The organism is Methylobacillus arboreus (assembly GCF_020532725.1).
GTDB lineage: Bacteria > Pseudomonadota > Gammaproteobacteria > Burkholderiales > Methylophilaceae > Methylobacillus > Methylobacillus arboreus.
The window spans coordinates 420,768-439,939 of record NZ_JAJAVC010000003.1 but is presented as its reverse complement, the minus strand read 5'-3'; the positions used below and the strand labels follow the sequence as shown (position 1 = coordinate 439,939).

Genomic DNA, 19,172 nt, shown 5'->3' with positions numbered 1-19,172 from the left:
CCAGGTAAAAGGGAGCAACTGCTCCCTTTATTTATTGGGCTCTTACAACAGATCATGCACCCGGAAACTCAGGGGCTGCCCTTGGATTTCCGCCTGGCGGATTGCCTGTGCCAATAGCTGGTCAGCCTTGACCGGCCCCAATGCTTCACACATCACAACATAAGCCTGATTGATAAATAATTGCAGCAGATCGAGGCTGTAGCTATGGGTCAACATGGCACTATGCCCTGCTAGCCAGTCATGTAAGGCCTGTTGCCTCAGGCCTTCAAGTTTCTGCTTGCCAAGCTGCTGCAACAAGCGGTTACGGATCACACCCTGCAATGCGGGCTCAACAAGAGACAGCATGGCCTGGAGCAAGATTGCGAACATGCTGGTTTTATCATCTGCGCTTAGGCTTGGACTTGCTAGCCGTTGCGCCCTCGGTACCTCATCGCCCAACTGGGTTCCCGGGTCCGGCAGCAATTGTCCCTCCGGCAATTCCATGGCGCCAACTACGGCACGCAGCATCTGGCCGCGCTGCGCCTTGAGCGCCGGCCGTGTACAGCACTTAGCAATAAATCCGCTCAGGGCAAATACCGGCTGGACAGCATATTCCCGCTCCCATAAGCCAATCGCAGGCAGCAACTCATCATCATTGAGAAATGGCCTGAGCCCGGTAAAGATTGCACGGCGGCGTAATACGATATCCACGATCAAAGCCGGTTAAGTTGTTGGACATGCTCGCGCTGGTAGGCTGAATCACGATTGAACTCAGGGTAGCCAACCTCACCATGCTCGGTAATATCCAGCCCGCGCTGCTCGTGCATAGTGCTCACGCGCAAGCCTATGGTCCGCGCCAGCAAGCCATACATGAGCAATGCACTCATAAACACCCAGGCGAAGGCCACTCCCACGCCGATGAGTTGCACCATGACCTGATTGAGATCGAACATATTGTCCTTGAGAAACAAGCCTGCGGCGATGGTACCCCATACACCGCTGAAGCCATGCACCGCGACTGCCCCGACCACGTCATCCAGCCGCAGCTTTTCCAGCACCCAGACCCCGAACATGGTCACGATCCCACCCAAAAACCCGGTGAGTATTGCGTAGGGCACATCCATGCTGGCACAACCAGCGGTGATTGCCACCAGGCCGCCAAGGCTGCCATTGACGACATAGACCATCAGCACCGGCTGGCGCATTACCAGGGCTATCAACAAGGCCCCGACCGCGCCTGCCGCCCCTGCCATATGCGTATTCAGGAGAATCGGCCCGATATTGGTACCCGCAGCCAGCGTGCTACCGCCATTGAAACCGAACCAGCCGAACCAGAGCAGGAAACCGCCCATGGCCACCAGGCTGAGGTTATGGCCTGGTATCAGATGCGCCTCTCCCTTGTTGCCAAACCTTCCCAGCCGTGGCCCCAGCACCATGATGCCCGCCAGGGCGCACCAACCGCCAACAGAGTGCACCACCGTGGAGCCGGCAAAGTCGATAAAGCCCATCTGCTTCAACCAGCCATGCTCATTCCACGCCCAACTACCGAACACCGGATAAATCAGCGCCATGATGCCGCATGCGCCCAACAGGTAGGCAATGAAATTGGTACGCTCTGCCATGGCGCCACTGACAATGGTCGCCGCCGTAGCAGCAAACATCACCTGGAAGAACAGCATACTGGCACTCCAGTCCGCGCCATAGGCCAGGGCAAAATGATCAGAACCTATCCAGCCACTGGGGTTGCTGCCAAACATCAGGCCATACCCCACCAACCAGAACAACAGTGCCCCGACAGCCAGATCCATATAATTCTTCATCATGACATTCACGGCATTCTTGGCACGTGACATGCCGCTCTCCAGCATGGCAAACCCGGCCTGCATCATGAACACCAGCGCTCCGGAAATCGCCACCCAGACGGTATCCACTGCCTGCACCTGGGCCGCGCCCTCGCCTGCGGATACTGCCGGGATATATAAAAAGTAAAGGCAAAAAAAAGCGGATAGCGAGAACAAGGTTATTTGCATGGCGGCTTCTTATGGTTGTTCGCGGTTTGCGGATTACACAATCAAAAAAGCACGAAAAATGCCAGCCACGACATTTGCTGCTTTATCGGCTCTTTATCGCATCCTAAATACCATTATTCGTTCCCACCGGCGATATCCGGACGCCGCAGCTTTCGCTGATAGCCGATGATCTTGCGCCTGGGCGGTTCGGGCATCCTCTCCAGCATCGCCTGGGTTCGCGTTCCAGCGCCTGCAATCAACGAGGTAATCAGCTCTGCCTCAGGCAGGTTATGCCAATATTTTTTCGGCATCTCTTTTTGCATGGCCTTGAGCTTGAGGCGTGCGGGATTGAAAATATGCCGGTAATAACTCAGCCATAGCGCTTCTCCGGCATCCTCTGCAGGCAGCGCCTCTGGCTTACCCCCAGGCAGAAAATGCAGCATGGTACCGTCCCAGTGCATGCCCATGCGTGGGCTCATGATGGTCCAGTCCATGGCGGCAAAACGCCCGATAAAGAAAGGTGCGATCGCCGCCATGATGTGGTGCTCCGGCTCGAACCAGGCAAGATACCGCTGCCGGCCCTCCACCACGGTTTCCCGGAAACGAACGAACGCCGTCATTTTGTGCATGTCGCGCCGTACTGCCTTGGCCATAACATTCAGGCGGGCAATATCGGCATCCCCTGCCAGCCTCATCAGGCCGCGTTCCCGTTGTAGCCGCCATAGCACCCGGTACAGCAAGCCAAAGCGCTCCGGGGCCTGGTGCAGAATCACGGGACGTACTAGCTCGACGAGTTGGCGCGGCACCATCAGGCGTCTATTGTCAGCAGCATTTTCTTGGGAGACTCCGGATAACCGAGGACTTGCCAGGTTCGTTACATCATCCGCCATCGCAAAAAAATCTTCCTGAACCGCCACGTCCTGGGCCGGCCTCACATACCAGTCAACCTCCTGCGGAGCTACACCGTGAGCAATTAGCTGACGCGCTGCAGTGCGCCAACCCTCGATGTCAGTTTCATGTTTGAGATAAACGCTATGCATGCAATGCCCTACATGAACAATCCCAATTGCTGCGGCACAGCGGGAATTGCTTTAAGACGCGCTGGCAAACTCACTGCATCCAGCGTCGCGCCAGGATGATGGTCTGGAAGCTGGATAAACGGCAGCATACGGTTGATCGGCGCGCGCATATGCACCAGGTCATCCAACCGCACCGCCCGCACGCGGCGAGCTGCCAGGATACGCTGCACGTTGCGTACGCCCAACCCTGGCACGCGCAACAACGTGGACTTGGGTGCACGGTTGAGGTCAACGGGAAACATGGCGCGGTTCTGCAGCGCCCATGCTGTCTTGGGGTCCATGTCAAGCGCCAGCATGCCTTGTTCGCCGGTAATGATTTCATGCGACTCGAACCCATAAAACCGCATCAGCCAGTCCGCCTGGTACAGCCTGTGCTCTCGCACCAATGGCGGCGACTGTAATGGCAATACCGGGCTCGCATCGGGGATGGGGCTGAACGCGGAATAGTAGACGCGCCGCAAGCGGTAGCGCCCATAAAGGTCGGCGCTGGTGCTCAATATCGTCCTGTCGTCCGAGGCATCCGCCCCGACGATCATTTGCGTGCTTTGCCCGCCGGGGGAAAATTTCGGCGGGCGTTTGCCGCTGACGGTCTTGTCCTTCCCCGCATCAATCCGCTCACGCAGACGTGCCATCGAAATGCGGATGGCAGCGCCGTCCTTTTCCGGTGCCAGCGCGGACAGGCTTGCTGCCGTCGGCAGCTCGATATTGATGCTTAGCCGGTCCGCATAGCGCCCTGCACGCGCCAGCAAGTCCGGGTCGGCATCCGGGATGGTTTTTAGATGGATATAACCGCGGAAGCCATGCTCTTCGCGCAGGATGCGCGCCACTTCAACGACTTGCTCCATGGTGTAGTCCGGACTCTGGATAATGCCCGAGCTCAGAAACAAGCCCTCAATGTAGTTGCGGCGGTAAAACGCCAGCGTCAGCTGCACCACCTCGTCTATGCTAAAGCGTGCCCGCGGCACATTGCTGCTTACCCGGTTGACGCAATAGACACAGTCGTACAAGCAAAAGTTGGTTAGCAATATCTTCAATAGGGAAATACAGCGGCCGTCTGGCGCGTAGCTATGACAAATCCCCGTGCCCGTGGTCGAGCCTATGCCTTTCCCGTCCCGCGAGTTGCGCCGCTCGGTGCCGCTGGAAGCGCACGAGGCATCGTACTTGGCGGCATCGGCCAATATTTCTAGTTTCTGTTGAACCTGCATAAATCTATTGTACGTTCGTTCAGTAAAATTGCCTACTATCTGGCTGAATGCATTACCTGGACGCTGGAAAAGGGATAGGTCAACACGATGTAGGAACACCGATTTTTATGGTTATTAGGATTGAAAGACTTAACGGAAAACAACAGGCACGATACTTGCTGCCTAATAGACAAGTACGATCATCCACCGGGATTTAGAGCATGAGCGCAGCAAACCACAAAACTTCAGTCATACCCCAGCATATGAGCAGCCTCAACCGCTACCGCGAAGCGTTGCAGCAGTTGCAAAGCACCTGGGATAATCTTTCATTGCTGAGCCAGCTTTCCGGTACCGGCACGGACATGAGCGAAACACGCCAGGCATTTGGGCAAGTCACCGGCGATGTGCTGGACAGCCTGGCCCAGGAAACCCTGAACAAGACTGTCACCGCAATCACCGCCAAGGCGCAGGTGGCCGTGGATATCGTCGTGCGCAACCTGTTCGAGCGCACTGCGGATATCGGCTTTCTCTCCACCGATGACAACCTCAGTAACTTCCTCGACAAGCATCTGGCAGGCATTGCCGATGACGATGACTGCAACCTGCTCCAGGAGCGCTTTGCCGAATACGTCAAGAAGTACTCGGTGTACTTCAACGTGATCCTTCTTGATGCAAGCGGCAATGTTTTGGTGCAATTGGATCAGGATAGTCCCGTCTTGAAATCGAGCGATCCGCTGATCAAGGAAGCCTTGCATAGCAACCAGCCGTATATAGAAGTATTCCGCCACAGTGACTTGGTGCCGGAACAAGCTTCCAGCCTCATTTACGCAAGCAAGGTTCACCACGATGATAACGGCACGTCCCTGGGCGTGCTCTGCCTCTGCTTCAAGTTCGAGAATGAGATGGCAGGCATTTTCGACGAGCTCATCAACAAAGATGAATGGTGCGTGGGATTGCTGCTGGATAATGAAAACCGTGTCATTGCCAGCAGCGACCATTACCAGATTCCGCTGGGTGCGCCGCTGGAAACCACCCAGGGTCAGGATTGGATACTCACCCGCTTTGCCGGCAGGCTCTACCTTGCCGTGACGCGAGACACCAAGGGCTACCAGGGTTACATGGGCCCAGGCTGGCGCGGCCATGTGATGATCCCGCTCGACCATGCCTTTGACGACAATGTCGCCAGCATCATTGCCGGCATCGACCCCAAGCTGCTGAAAAAGGTCATGCGCAGCCCGCTTCTCTTCTCATCCACCCTGCTCGGCATTCCCAAGCAGGCCGCCACCATCCAGAGCAAGCTCAACCAATCGGTCTGGAACGGCAACATCTGGCAAAAACGCGATGCCAGCCATAATGCGCAGCAGAACAATTTCTCCAAGATGTTGCTGTGGGAAATCAGCAATACCGGCTTCAAGACGCAGAATGTCATCGAGAAAACCGTGGCTGACCTCTACCAGACCGTGGTCGCCGTCATGCTGGAAAACTCGCGCTTCTTCGCCTCGCTCGCCGTGGACATCATGGACCGCAACCTCTACGAGCGCGCTAACGATTGCCGCTGGTGGGCTCTGACCGCTAACTTCCAGCACCTCCTGTCCAAACCAGAGCTAAGTGCGCAGGATAAAGCCGCAATCACCAAGGTGCTGGTTTACATCAATCAGGCCTACACCGTGTATGACAACCTCGTGGTGTTCGACCGCAATGGCGTCATCGTTGCCACCTCCAACCCGGCCTACCAACAATTCGTTGGAGAAGCGATTACTGCCGACTGGGCCCGGGCGGCACTGCACCTGCACCAATCCCAGGATTATGTTGTCTCCGATTTCGAGCCCAGCCCGCTTTACCGCAACCAGCCCACCTATATCTACGCTGCCGCCATTCATCATAATGAGCAAACCGTAGGCGGCATCGGCATCGTGTTTGACAGCACGCCGCAATTCTCGGCAATGCTCACCGATGCCTTGCCGCGCAACGCGGACAGCTCTGAGGTAAAAGGCAGTTTTACGCTGTATGTTGATGACGGCTTGCGCGTGATCTCCTCCAGCTCAAGCAAGTTCACCGTAGGCAGTGAATTCACCATCCATCCTGAGCTATGCAAGCTGCCGCCAGGCGGTGCCGGCTTCGATATCGCCCTTTACGATGGAAATTACTATGCCGTAGGCGCCCGTGCCTCTTCCGGTTACCGCGAATACAAAGGCGAGAGTGACAATTACCAAAACCATGTCACTGCCCTGATCTTCATCCCGCTGGGCAAGGCTGCGGAAATCAACGCCATGATAGAAGCGGAAAACCTCTTGCAGCACAACCAGTTCAAGCCTGCCAACAACCACGCGGCTGCAGAAGATGTCGAGGAATACGCCACCTTCTATATCGGCAAGCACTGGCTTGGCCTGCCGGCCTCACAAGTCGTCGAAGCGATTCAGGCCAACCATATCAAGCCACTGCCTGAAACCTCATCAGTGCTGGAAGGCATGCTCAAGCACCAGGAGAATGTCGTCCCCGTGCTCAACCTAGCCCGGCTCACCGGTGTGGATTTCCAGCCGCCGGAACAGGACAAACAGATCGTGATCGTGCAGGCCGGGCCCAAACTGCCCAAGTTCGGCCTGCTGGTGAGCGCCCTGGGAGAAATCCCGGCTATCGCGCCTAATGCAATAGAGCCATTATCCTCATTGTTTGGCACTATCAACATTCCGGCCGAAGGCATCGCCAAGGTCATGACGGACAAGGGCGAAAACCTGCTGATCCTGCTCTCTGCCACCAACCTCATTACCCGCATCAGCGAGGCTGCACAGCAGGCGAATGCAAATACAACAACCGACATCGAGATTAAAACAGCCCTTTCTCTAAAAGAAAAACAAGCTGCTTGAAGAGATTTGCCTTGTTCCCAGAACAAGCACTGTTTTTAAGATTCGGTGGTTTCGAATCGCAAATAGCCTGATAGCCGTTTATCCTCTGTCACTTCGTCATGCGGTATCAGAAGATAGTGCCAAGGCTTGCTGCCAACCTCAATGGCATATTGGCTAGCATGCCGGCACCAGCGGGAGGCTGCATCAGCTTTGGCCTGGACTTCCGCAGATGCCAGGTCGACGCGTGCCTTGGTCTCCACCATCAGAATCATTCCATCCAGCTCGGCCACGAAGTCGGGGATGTATTCCGGCTGTTCGCTGCCCAGCTTGTAGTAAATCTGGAACTGGCCCTTGGCGGGCTTGAACCATTTGAGGGCGTCACGTTCCAGTAGCAAGGCAAAACGCCGTTCGGTGTCAGAGTCGAACTTCTGCAGGGAGTACAGGCAACGGGTGAACCCACCGAACAGCATCTGTTTGATGCGGCTGGTGTCTGTGACGGTTTCGCGCAGGGAGTGAATCACGCCATCCGCTGACGCGGTGTAGTTGCATGCCTTCAGCTCGGTGAAGCCTCTGCTGACCTGAACCTCGTAGCCCGCCGCTTTCTCCCAGAAATGCTCCATCATCTGGGCGCGAATCAGGCGGGCGAGCTCCTTGCCGTAGGTATCGAAAATCTCGTGCAGTTCACTGTCCGAATAGTTCTGCTGCTGGTAATGCTCGACAGCCTGTCCGGCGAGGTCGTAGAGCAAGTCGGCCTGCGTGAAGTAGTCGATGTCGTCGAAGTCGATCAGCTTCTTGACGATGTAATCTTCAAAGCGGTTTTCCCGCAGGCCACTTTCACGGTTCAGGGTGAATTGTTCGCTGGTACGCAATGTCTGGCCGACGATCTCGCGCTGCCCTGGCTGGAAGTTGGGCAAGGCCCCCAGGCGGAACGGATGAAAGCCTGTGGTGACTTCGCCGGTAGGCACAACGGCGATACGCGGAATGTCGATGGTCTGCTGAACCAGAATTTCAGTGGTCTTCGCCACGACGGCGGACAGATCCAGCGCTGGCGCCTGGTCGTCGGTGCCTTGCAGCAATTGCCCCTGTTGGGGTTTCAGACGTTTTTCCACTTCTGCCAGAATCTCTTGCTGGATTTCTGGCTTCAGCAATGCCGCGCTGGTCGGCGCCAAGTCGCGCTTCACCTCATAGGTGGCGAGGACTTCCCGCACGACATGGGCAGCCTTGAATTCTGCTTCGGTCGTAAAGACCGGCTGAATCTGCGCCTTGACTTGTTCGCCACCAACCTCAGTGCCGGCATCCACCGTTGCCAACGCAGGCGGGACATGTGGCGCATGCTCATCGTGCAGTCCCAGGCGGGTCAGCAGATTGGGCAGCACTTGAACGCTGACCTTTTTGTCCTCGTTGCTGGGGGCTTCCAGGATCACCTGCTTGAGACGGACCGGCGAATCGCCACGGTTGGCCTCGTCGATGATCTCCTGGAACTTGTCGTGCGCCACGATGTTGAGGCGATCCACCGCCGCCACGCCCGTACGCTTGCCATAAGGCAGGCGCAGGCCACGCCCGATGGATTGCTCGATCAGCGTGCGTGCATTGGCGGCACGCAGCGGCACGATGGTGTAGAGGTTGGTGACGTCCCAGCCTTCCTTGAGCATGTTGACGTGGATGACGATCTCGGTGGGTTCCTCCGGGTTCTCCACATTCAGCAGCGCCTCGATCATCTTCTCTTCCTCGGCTCCCGTGCGGCTGGAGTCCACCTGGATGACCTTGCCCTGGTAGCGCGCTTCAAAGAATGCCGGGGACTCGATCAATGCCTTCAACTGCCCGGCATGCGTCGTATCGCGTGCGATCACCAGGATGAAGGGTTTGACAACCTTGACGCCGTTCTCCCGGGCATAGGTCAATAGCTCGACCTTGGTGGCTTCGTGCAGGCGAACGCCATCTTCCAGCTTGATCTTCTCGATTTCTTCCGCAGCGTGGTTGCTGGCCTTGAAGTTGCGCTGGGTGACGACGGCCGGTTCTTTGACGAAGCCATCTTCCATGGCGCGTGCCAAGGGATAGTCCATCACCACATTCTTGAAAGGTATGGGGGCCTTGGCGGATTCCACAAAGGGCGTGGCCGTCACCTCCAACCCGAACAGCGGATTCAGTTCGTTGATTGCCCGCATACCGGCCTGGGCACGATAGCGGTGTGATTCGTCCATCAACAACACCAGGTCCGGTAGATTGGCCAGGTGGTTGAAGTAGCTTTCGCCCAGCACCTCGCGCATGCGCTTGATGCGTGGCTCCTTGCCGCCACGCACCTCGGAATTGATCTTGGAGATATTGAAGATGTTGATCCTTACCTCGTCAAACAACTCCCCGCCGATGATGTTCTGCTGATCATAGTTATCGCCAGTAATGACTCTCGGCGCGTTGATGGCAAACTCCCCGATGCCCTTGAACACATACTTGGGCGTATTCGGCGTGAAATCAGCAATCAGCTTGTTATAGATGGTCAGGTTCGGGGCCAGCACGAAGAAATTGTTGATGCCGTGTGCCAGATGCAGGTAGGCGACAAACGCTCCCATCAAGCGCGTTTTTCCGACGCCGGTGGCCAATGCGAAGCACAACGAGGGGAAATCACGCTCGAAGTCCTCCAGTGTCGGAAACTCGGCTTTCAGGGTCGCCAGGATCGCCTGATTGACAGCAGCGTCTCTGTCCTTGCCCAGCATTTCCGGCGCGGCTTCCAGCGCGCGTACCAATCGCGCCAAGGATTCGGCTTGCGGCGGCCGCAGCGACAAGCGGCCGGTAACGTGATTTTGCACACGGGCGCTCATGCTTTATCTCCTTCGTCATCAGCATCAGTTATTTGAAAATCTCTAATAACTGCGTCTTCTGCCAACTCGCTCTCAAGCTCTTCCACCGTTGGCAGATTTGTCGCAAAGGTTTCCGGCAAAGCCCGCACCAATTGGTATTCGGCCACGCCTATGGGTTTATCGATGCCGGAAAGCGCATATTCGGCCACCAGACGATCTTGCGTCTTGCACAGCAGCAGGCCAATGGTGGGTTTGTCGTCCGGGGCTTTCACCTGCCGGTCCACGGCGGTCAGGTAGAAATTCAATTGCCCGGCATGCTCGGGCTTGAAGGCCGTGGCCTTCAGCTCCACCACCACGTAACACTTGAGCCTCGTGTGATAGAAAAGCAGGTCAATGAAGAACTCGTTGCCATTCACCTCCAGCCGGTACTGGCGCGCAATAAAGGCAAATCCGCTGCCCAATTCCAGCAAAAACTTGGTGATATGCCGCACCAGCGCGTTTTCAATCTCGCGCTCATGCGCGTCATCGCCCAGGCCCAGAAAGTCAAACAGATAGGGGTCTTTCAACGTTTCATGCGCCAGCTCTGAATGCGGTGCGGGCAGACGGGCGCTGAAGTTGGTCACGGCCTGCCCTTGGCGCTCATGCAGGCGGTTGCGGATCTGTACTTCCAGCGTCGCGCGCGACCAACCTCCAGCAAGCGCTCGTTCAGCGTAGTACAGACGCTGCGCCGTATCTTTCAGCTTGGTCAGCAACATCACGTTGTGGCCCCAGGGCAATTGGCTAACAACTTGTTGACCAATTGCGGCGTCCGGCCAGGCTTGGGCGAAAGCCCGCATGAACTTCAGGTTTGCGCGGGAAAATCCCTTCATTTCCGGGAAGGCTTCGCGCAAGTCGCTGGCCAGACGGTCAAGCACCTTGTCGCCCCAGTTGGCGGACTTCTGCCGCTGCACAAGCTCATGACCAATCTGCCAATAAAGCTGGATCAGCTCTGCATTGGCCGCCAGCGCGGCCCGCTGGCGGGCAGCCACTACGCGCCTCTTGATGTCAATCAGCCAGTCGGCGTAATCGGTGGGAAAAGTTACCTTTTTCTGCGACATCATGCCTCCTCCCCAGAATCACCGAATAGATCCGTCGTCCGGCTATCGCTGGGCTTTCTGCCTGATTTAACTCCCTTCGCAGCAGAAGCTAGCGGAGATGGCTCGGCTAGCGGCAGGTTCGCCACATTCAGGCTGTAGTCGTCATGGCCCCATTCGCAGCGAGCCAGCACCATCTTCGGAATCTTCTTCAGCGTCAGGTTCGGCCAGCGCGCAGCGGCCGCTGCCGCGCTGATACCGTGGAAGGCCGAGCAGCACACCAGCAGGCTTTGCTCCGTGCCCACTTCATCTGACAAAGCCTGCAACTGGGCGGCAGACAGGTTCTGTGTGGTGACGTAGATAAAGTCCCGTTCGCTGGAATGCCCCTGCTGCCACCAGCGGGTTTCCGAGGGGGCATAGGTGAAGCCTTCCAGTTTGCACAGGGCTTCGGCCAGTTGCGTGGCGTTGTATTCCGGGTTGATGACCGGATTGCCCCAGCGATCCTCGACGATCAGGCTGGGGGCGAGATGGTAGTAGCGGAAGCCGCCACCGCCTTGCCAGTCCACCGCCTTGGTGATGCCGCCAGGGTCTTCGCCGTCGATGACCTTTTTCAGGCGCGGAATAATGTGGGTATGGCAATGCTCGCCCAGTTCGACCATGATCCAGCGGCGGCCCATTTTGTGGGCGACCGCGCCGGTGGTGCCGGAACCGGCGAAGGAGTCCAGGACGAGGTCGCCGGGGTTGGTGGCCAACATCAAGACCCGCTGAAGTAATCGCTCCGGTTTCGGAGTTGCAAACAAGTCCGTACCAAAGATCGCACGCATCTCCTTCTTCGATTCATCGTTGTGGCCAACTTCGTCATACAGCCAAATGGTCGTACTCGGTATCGTGTCAGTCACCTCGGAAAGGAAACGCTTATATGCCGGGCGAGCATCTCCATCGACGCCAAACCAAATACGATTGTCAGCAATTAGCTCGGCAAATTTCTCTTTTGTGTACCGCCAGCTAGTTCCAGATGGCGGCATAACCTCTCGCCCAGACGGTAGTCTTACCGGAAAGATTGCATAGTCACGGGCCTCGTTACGAAGAACGTCACTAGCCTTCCAGGGGCCTCGATGATCATTGTCTCGATTTGTATACCGCCCTGTTTGTTTCTCTGTTTTCGGCAGACGCCCCAGATTAAAACAATCCAACTGCTTCGCGACGACTAAGATGAAGTCATGTGACTCAGAGAAGTACTTTGAATCTGATTTCGGAGCGTACTTTTTCTGCCAGATTACCGTTGATACAAAATTTCCGCGCCCAAACACCTCATCGCATAGTACCTTCAGATAGTGTGCTTCATTGTCATCAATCGTGATCCACAACGAACCATCATCTGCCAGAAGCCGCTTGATGATTTCCAGACGATCCCGCATCAGCCCCAGCCAGATGGAATGCTCCAGCCCATCGTCATAGTGTGTGAACGCACTGCCGGTGTTGTAAGGTGGGTCGATAAATACGCACTTCACCTTGCCCGTAAACTCTTGTTCCAATGCTTTCAACGCCAGCAGATTATCCCCAAAAATTAGCCGGTTGTCGAAGACGTCACTCTCCGAAACACGCTGCTTGGCGTGATAAGACTTTTCTGCATCTTCCAACAGAATGCGCGGCTCCAGCTTGGGCCGCTTCTCCTTCCCAATCCAGGTGAGTTCGAGTTTTTGCTTGTCCATAAAGAACCTATACATTTGTCATTTCTGCGAATCTAACTTCAGGAAGAGCATCTTTCTTAGCCTCCTCCAAGATCCGAAGTAGTTCATCATTTTTATTTTCACCATTGCTAACGATATCCCTTGCCAACCTGACGCACGCGGCACGCACAAAGGAAACACTAACGGACTCTCGCCCAAACGGAGAAATATTTCTATAACCAGCGTTGTCAAAGATGACAGGTAGGATTTCCACCAACGACTCGGTACTCTCATCGGACAGATATTTTTTGCAGTACATCTGATTAGCAGTCCAAAGCAGCGCCGACAAACCTGTCATTCGACTTGACCCTATGAGATAAATTAGCCTCAATATTAACCTGTCAATGGCAGGCGATTCTTTCTGATCTCTCCAAATCAACAGGGCATATGATGCATATGCCAACTTGTTTGGATCGTCTGATTGAAGACCTTGCCTGATCAACCTTTCTATCTGCTCGAGAAAAAACTCATCTTTAATAGCAAAGTGCGGGAAGGCGATCAGCGCCTCTGGTGCCCCGACTTCGGAATAAAAGGCACAAAGCTTTTGAAAGTTTTCTTTTGTGAGATTTTCTGAAGACAATGCAGGAACAACAGAGCGAGCCAACACTTGGCCGACTAGATCAGCGAGTTGGCGTTCTTTGTTTTGCGCAAACCCGAGTATATCGTTGCTGTCTTTATTCGGTCTCCAAATAACCAGTTGCTCAAAGTAATCGGCAGCCTGATCTGCGGACGGAAATTCCTTGATATTTCCCGCTTGCGCGGCATTGGCTATATCTGTCAACAGCTCCGAATTAAGCAGGCTTGGCTTTGGGGCCTCAAATAAATATCGCCGAACAAGAGCCTTGACAGCGACGGGATCTGGTGAAGGAATTTCAAGTAGCACATACTTGAGCAAGCCCGTTTCGGGAACATTGCTCAGATCGGGTTCATTTCCCCATACTTTTTGTGTGATTTTCTTGAGCTCTTCACCCGTCAAAAACTCTTTCTCGATCAACGGAAGAAGGCGCAGGAGAGCAGGAGCACTTTGAGGTGAGCATGGTGCAATACGGTCTATTATTTCATCTACACGACGATCAAGGGCCGAGTCTTGCTTTCTTTCCCCTGGGTGTTTTACGACTGGATTGGCCCACTCTTTGTGATCTCTGATACTGATTTCAGACTGAAGAGGGAGTGACAAGGCATCAAGTAAAACATCATGTTGATGCGACTCGGGAATGCTCTTGAGAGAAAATTTTGACAAGTGTTTGATTGCATCAAAAAGCCAGAAATGATGAAGCTCAGGTTTCTTGCCAAGAGACACAGCCAAGCGGAATATTTGCTTTGCCTGTCCGGCCGAGGCTCTCACTGATGCACGGGCTAATACCTCAATAAAAATCCGCATGCGATCAATAGCGACGCGGCTAGCATCAGAAGACTTATCCTCCCGCTTTTTCAGCCAATAGTTGATTGCTAGCATGCACTGGTTTAGCAAGAAGGTCACATCACTTTCTGGAAGACATGCAATATTAACTCTTGAGAATATTTTCTTCAAAACTTCCGATGTGTCGCTATTCGCTGAACGGATAGCCAATGCAAAGCGATGAACATTATCAATCCCTTCCAGCTCTGCACTCCTGGCTGCCTGTTCAACAAGGAAACTGACGCCACTCCATCGGAGTGGCATACCAACGGTGTTCGAGATTCCTTCTAGCAGAAGCAAGGGATGTAGTTCATTGCTAAAAGTCACTGTATTGGCATTGTCTTTGTAACGTCCTGGCTCGAATGATGGTTCGATTGCCTGTTGTTTTTGCTGCTTCTCCAGATTTTTTGAAATTCGCTCCCTAATATGCTCAATGTGATCCCATGGGTCACACTTGGAATCTCGGTAGCTGGACGGGAATGCTTTGAAAGGTTTGTCAAAAGACGACAGATCGACGCCACGCATCAGCCAGTGTGCCCAGGCCAATCGCGAGAGTATATGGATTGAGTTGCGATCATTTCGATGTTGGGTAAGAAGCTCCTTGTATGCCTCTGCTACCAGCGCCTCACCCTTATCAAATTGTCCAAGCTCGGCAAGCAGAGAAGCTTTTCTTAATGTCCAGACTGGATTGCTACTGGTAATTTTTTCAACATGTTGCTCCAAGGCAGCATAGTCGAACTGGTCACGAGCAACGATAGCGCAATGGTAGGCAAGTTCGTCACTACTTTCGGGCCAGTATCTTGTGCCATTCTCCAATATCGAACTTGTCGTCTGAAAAATACTTTCGGATTCAGGGTTATCCATCCAACGCGTATTTTTCAGCAGCAAAACCGCAATTTCTAACTGCTGTTTTTTTGATAGTGCGCAGGAAGGCTTATCAGGATCGCATACAGTAAGCAACTCATTCGCCAGCCAAGATGGCATGGCTTCAAAGGTTACTTGGTGATGCCAAGTGATCTCGTACAATAGCTTGGCTTTAGATGTTTCTGTCATTGCAGACAGATTCTTAGGGTTAGGCCATAGATCGGTTATTTGGCTTTGCAACTGAAACCGCTGTCCATAGGGACAAACCAGCCAGTCAGGGTAGGACAACCGATCCTTCTCTAAAGACGGTAGCTTCTCCTCCAGCAATTTAGCCGCATAGCTGACATCTTGATGAGTCTTGGTGCTTTCTGCCCCAGTGGTTGTTGTACGATGCAGTGGCGTTGGATCCCACTCCCAAATCTGTTTAGGTTTAAGATTTTGTAAGGCTCGGACGAATATTTTTGTCGCTTCCAGATGCCGAATATCGCGTTCATCGTAATCTGTAACCAGGTCATCTAGGTCGATGGGTGCGACATTGATGGATTCCAGATATTTTCTTTTTGCGGAGTTCAGCCCCAGGGCTCCAACGAGGTAAATACGTCTTGAATGTGTGGCCAGATGATCTCGGACCCACCCAGCCCATTGGAGAAAGTTAGGGTCATCACCGGAGAAGCCTAACAAGCATAGTTCGTTTTCGATGAAAACCTGACGCGAGAAATTTACAAACGCCGCGTACTGTTGTGGGTATTTCCGGTAGTCCTCTTGGGTGAAAACCAGGTCTTTGGTTACGTCTATCGTTCCGTGTAACTTGACGATTCTTGGCGATCTTGCACTGGAAAGATCCTCTTGCTTCGAAACCACACTGTAAATCGGTTGGTGCACCTCGGATGATGCACGCTCCAGCAACGTATCCCAGTTGGTGGTCAGAATTTCTGACCATGGCAATTCCAGTAAGGACTTGTACAACTCGCCGGGTGCCCACGCTGCATCGTTGATTTCTTTCTTTACCAAATCATGCAGGGCTTGCTTACCAAAATAAGCGCAATATTCTTCTGCCAAGCGCAGAGGATCGTTGCTGCCTGAGCCCAATTCATCGGCAAGTTTTTTGGAAAAATGATTCCAGAGCGGCAGCTTTTTACTCGCATCGCCTGTTGAGGCTGCGCTTCTGCTAAAGCCTGCGCCTACCATGATGGCTGCGCCATGGTAAGAGTTGTCCTGCTGCCAAAGTGCAGATGCGAGTTTTTTTAATGCAGCATAGTCGGGAAGAGAAGAGATATCTTTCATCATTGCAGCACCCACTCCACGTTGAACAGCAGCTGTTCCTGAACCCGCTGTTCCAGTTGCTCCTCAAGCTGTTCGATCAGCATATTGCGTTGCATCTCAATGTCATCCTGCCTGGCGAATAGCTCCCTGCGTAGTTTGCTGCGCTTGGTTTCCAGCTCCCGCTGGCGTTTCTGATGTGCCAGCTTTTCTTCCAATGTGGGTGATGCAGCGGCGGTGCGGCGCACCTCCTTGATCTCACCGTCGATGGCCTTGATTTCCTGCTCCAGCCCGAGCTTCAGGTCATCGGCCCAAGCATCGAGCTTCTGCACCTCTTGCTCGAAGTAGCCCAGGTTGCGCTGATTGATCTCGCGCAGCAGCACATTTTTGCGGCTTTCGACGTCGGCGACGAGTTCGACACATGCTTGCAGGTGCGCATCGCCTTCGACCTGCGCTGGCAGGCGCAGCAGTTTTTCTGGGTCGTCCTCTGGCAGTGCTTCCCCTGCTTGGGTGCAGGCGGAAACAACCAGGTGCTGCTCCTGATCGTTCAGGGTTTCGACGGACAACAGGGTCACGCTCAGCCAGCCGCTCTGCCCACGCCATTTTTCAAGACTGACGAGCCGTTTGCCGTAGGCGGCGTAGTTAAACGCCAATCGTGCAGAGGTTTGTAGATCTCGCGCCTTGGCGCGCTCAATGGCCCATTCCGCCAAGGGATGGCCCATACGGTAAAGATGCGCATCGCCGCTGCGTCTGGGCAGTTCATAGCGCCCCGCCATCACTGCCTGTTCGCAGCTGCCAGTGGCGAGACCTAGCCCATCGGGCAGGCTGTGCAGGACAAAGCCATTGACCTCTTCGGCAGTATCGAAGCGGGCATGATCCCGCAACTCCGTGCGGCTCAAATCCATCAGCAGGCGCTCGTATTTGTTCAGCACTGCCTGGCTGTCCTGGCTGCGGATGCGCAGTTTCTCCTGCACCTCCTCGTCGAAATTCTCCAGCAGAAGCTGCCTTGTTCTGAGCATCGCTTCGTCGATCTCGCTGGCAAGTTCGCGCTGGAGCTCTTCGAAGCGGCTGCGGATTTCTTCGGGTTCGCGGCAGTTTTGGTAGATGGCGGCGATCCGCCGTTCGAAATCCACACCGGAGCCGATCGCTCCCAGCACTTCGTCACTGGCGCCGAACACGCCTTCGAACAGCTTGAACTTCTGCGATAGCAACTGATAGACACGCGCATCTGCCTCGTTGCTGCGGTCCACAAAGTTGACCACCACCACATCGTGCTTTTGCCCGTAACGGTGGCAGCGACCGATGCGCTGCTCGATCCGTTGGGGATTCCACGGCAGGTCGTAGTTGATAACCAGAGAGCAGAACTGGAGGTTGATGCCTTCTGCGCCTGCCTCCGTCGCGATCATGATGGTGCCGCGCTCTTTGAAGTGCTCAACCAGAGCGGCGCGGGTGTCAGCGGTTTTGGAGCCGGTAATGCGATCGCTGCCTTCATGCCGTTGCAGCCAGTCTTTGTAAATGGCCTGCGCCCTGGCATCGCTGTTGGTGCCGTTGAACAGCACAATGCCGTCGCCGTAGGGTGTTTCAGCCAACAGGGAAAGCAGGTAATTCTGGGTGCGCTTGGACTCGGTGAAGATGATGGCTTTCTTGCTAGCTCCTAAACGGTCCAGCTCGGCAAAAGCCTTCTCCAGCGCTGTCAGCAGCGCCTGCCCTTTGGTATTCTGTCGAATGCCCGTAGCCAATTCCTTGAAGCGTCGGAGTTCGGCCGCTTCGTCGGCAATGGCTGCTCGTTCGTTGGCGCCGGCGTCGGCATCATTGGCGGTTGCGCCATTCCACTCGTCGGCGGTTTCATCCAGTCCTTCGTAGTCGTCATCCAGCGACTCTGTCAGGTCAGGGACATCAGGCAACTCATCCAGTTGTCCTTGAAGACGATTGGCCATGGTCTCCAGCGCCCCGGCAATGGCGTGGCTGGACGAGGCCAGTAACTTCCACAGTACCAACGAGATCAGTTGACGCTGGCCTTCAGGCAGCGCCTTGAGGTTCGGGCGGCGCAGGTAATCGGCAACCAACGCGGAGAGCTGCTGCTCTTCCTGGCTGGGTGTGAATTCTTCGACAATGGCGATACGTGCGGTATACGGCACGTATTGCTGAACTTGCCGGCGCAGCGTGCGCTTGCAAAGCGGCGTCAAACGCTCTCGCAGTGCCCGGTTGGACTGTTCGGTTCTGACCCCAGAAAATTGCGTTCGGAAGCTGTCGAGATCGCCAAATACACGCTCGTCGATCATGCTCACCAAGCCGTAAAGCTCCAGCAGGGTGTTTTGCAGCGGTGTTGCCGTCAGCAGGACTTTGGCATCGACGTGCTCCAGCGCGTCGCGGATCGTCCGGGCAATGACGTTGCCGTTCTTGTAGACATTGCGCAAACGGTGGGCTTCATCCATGACCACCAGATCCCAATGAATGCGCTTGAGGTCATCGGCCTTGGCTTTGGCGAACTGGTAGGAACAGATGATCGGCCCGCCTGCATGCAGAAAGGGTTGTGTGACACCTTCCTTGCGCATGGCGTTGTAGTTCTTCGCTTCGAGGATCAGCCCCTGAAGATTGAACTTGTCCTGCAGTTCCTGGTGCCATTGCTTGCGCAGGTTGGCAGGCACGATGATCAACATCTTGCGACGCCGCTCCGCCCAATGTTGGGAAATAACCAAACCAGCCTCGATGGTCTTGCCCAGCCCTACCTCGTCCGCCAGGATCACGCCTCGCGATAGTGGGTTGCGGCAAGCAAAGAGGGCTGCTTCAACTTGATGCGGATTCAGATCGACTTGGGAGTCCACCAGCGCACTCGCCAGAGATTCCACACTGTCGCTGGCGGCCTGGCGGGTCAGTTGCCAGGCGATATACTGGCTTTGATGAGGGGTCAGAATAGATGACGGCATCTAGCCTAACCCTGTTTTTTCTGATTATTA

Annotated in this window: 10 protein-coding genes; 1 reads left to right on the top strand and 9 read right to left on the bottom strand. The window is 54.8% G+C overall.

Annotated features, from left to right (window positions below; all coding sequences use genetic code 11):
• Positions 1-42: 42 nt before the first annotated feature.
• The 4 genes from LG198_RS02090 to LG198_RS02075 all read right to left on the bottom strand — a co-directional run bounded on the left by LG198_RS02090 (position 43) and on the right by LG198_RS02075 (position 4,272).
• Positions 43-690 carry a hypothetical protein gene (locus LG198_RS02090; RefSeq protein ID WP_230341513.1) on the bottom strand — a complete coding sequence of 216 codons (648 nt, stop codon included), beginning with the start codon at positions 688-690 and terminating at the stop codon, positions 43-45.
• Positions 691-692: 2 nt separating this feature from the next.
• A complete protein-coding gene (locus tag LG198_RS02085; RefSeq protein WP_230341512.1) occupies positions 693-2,009 on the bottom strand; it encodes an ammonium transporter in 1,317 nt (438 codons plus the stop codon).
• Positions 2,010-2,122: 113 nt separating this feature from the next.
• Positions 2,123-3,028, bottom strand: coding sequence for a TIGR03915 family putative DNA repair protein (locus tag LG198_RS02080; RefSeq protein ID WP_230341511.1), 906 nt, complete (start codon positions 3,026-3,028; stop codon positions 2,123-2,125).
• A gap of 8 nt (positions 3,029-3,036) precedes the next feature.
• On the bottom strand, positions 3,037-4,272 hold the full coding sequence (locus tag LG198_RS02075) for a putative DNA modification/repair radical SAM protein (RefSeq protein ID WP_230341510.1): 1,236 nt from the start codon (positions 4,270-4,272) through the stop codon (positions 3,037-3,039).
• Positions 4,273-4,472: 200 nt separating this feature from the next.
• On the opposite strand from LG198_RS02075, the gene LG198_RS02070 reads away from it, so the two are divergent.
• The gene (locus LG198_RS02070; RefSeq protein ID WP_230341509.1) at positions 4,473-7,115 is read left to right on the top strand and encodes a chemotaxis protein CheW; all 2,643 of its coding nucleotides are present in this window, start codon (positions 4,473-4,475) and stop codon (positions 7,113-7,115) included.
• Positions 7,116-7,150: 35 nt separating this feature from the next.
• Here the strand turns inward: LG198_RS02070 and LG198_RS02065 are convergent, their stop codons facing one another.
• Genes LG198_RS02065 through LG198_RS02045 form a run of 5 tightly spaced genes read right to left on the bottom strand, consistent with a single transcriptional unit; the run spans position 7,151 to position 19,142 of the window.
• Entirely contained in the window at positions 7,151-9,910 is a 2,760-nt protein-coding gene (locus LG198_RS02065; RefSeq protein WP_230341508.1) for a DEAD/DEAH box helicase family protein, read from the bottom strand.
• Positions 9,907-10,989, bottom strand: a complete 1,083-nt coding sequence (locus LG198_RS02060) for a PDDEXK nuclease domain-containing protein (RefSeq protein ID WP_230341507.1) — start codon at positions 10,987-10,989, stop codon at positions 9,907-9,909. The genes LG198_RS02065 and LG198_RS02060 overlap by 4 nt, the downstream gene beginning before the upstream one ends.
• On the bottom strand, positions 10,986-12,674 hold the full coding sequence (locus tag LG198_RS02055) for a site-specific DNA-methyltransferase (RefSeq protein ID WP_230341506.1): 1,689 nt from the start codon (positions 12,672-12,674) through the stop codon (positions 10,986-10,988). The genes LG198_RS02060 and LG198_RS02055 overlap by 4 nt, the downstream gene beginning before the upstream one ends.
• 7 nt (positions 12,675-12,681) lie before the next feature.
• A complete protein-coding gene (locus LG198_RS02050) occupies positions 12,682-16,242 on the bottom strand; it encodes an SIR2 family NAD-dependent protein deacylase (RefSeq protein WP_230341505.1) in 3,561 nt (1,186 codons plus the stop codon).
• Positions 16,239-19,142: an SNF2-related protein gene (locus LG198_RS02045; RefSeq protein ID WP_230341504.1), complete on the bottom strand. Its 2,904-nt coding sequence runs from the start codon at positions 19,140-19,142 to the stop codon at positions 16,239-16,241. Before LG198_RS02045 ends, LG198_RS02050 begins: the two co-directional genes overlap by 4 nt.
• Between the last annotated feature and the right edge of the window lie 30 nt (positions 19,143-19,172).

Bases quoted from the DNA above. Each gene is read 5' to 3' on its own strand.
- LG198_RS02045 (WP_230341504.1), bottom strand. From the start codon at position 19,142: ATGCCGTCATCTATTCTGACCCCTCATCAAAGCCAGTATATCGCCTGG.
- LG198_RS02075 (WP_230341510.1), bottom strand. From the start codon at position 4,272: ATGCAGGTTCAACAGAAACTAGAAATATTGGCCGATGCCGCCAAGTAC.
- LG198_RS02060 (WP_230341507.1), bottom strand. From the start codon at position 10,989: ATGATGTCGCAGAAAAAGGTAACTTTTCCCACCGATTACGCCGACTGG.
- LG198_RS02085 (WP_230341512.1), bottom strand. From the start codon at position 2,009: ATGCAAATAACCTTGTTCTCGCTATCCGCTTTTTTTTGCCTTTACTTT.
- LG198_RS02050 (WP_230341505.1), bottom strand. From the start codon at position 16,242: ATGATGAAAGATATCTCTTCTCTTCCCGACTATGCTGCATTAAAAAAA.
- LG198_RS02055 (WP_230341506.1), bottom strand. From the start codon at position 12,674: ATGGACAAGCAAAAACTCGAACTCACCTGGATTGGGAAGGAGAAGCGG.
- LG198_RS02065 (WP_230341508.1), bottom strand. From the start codon at position 9,910: ATGAGCGCCCGTGTGCAAAATCACGTTACCGGCCGCTTGTCGCTGCGG.
- LG198_RS02080 (WP_230341511.1), bottom strand. From the start codon at position 3,028: ATGCATAGCGTTTATCTCAAACATGAAACTGACATCGAGGGTTGGCGC.
- LG198_RS02070 (WP_230341509.1), top strand. From the start codon at position 4,473: ATGAGCGCAGCAAACCACAAAACTTCAGTCATACCCCAGCATATGAGC.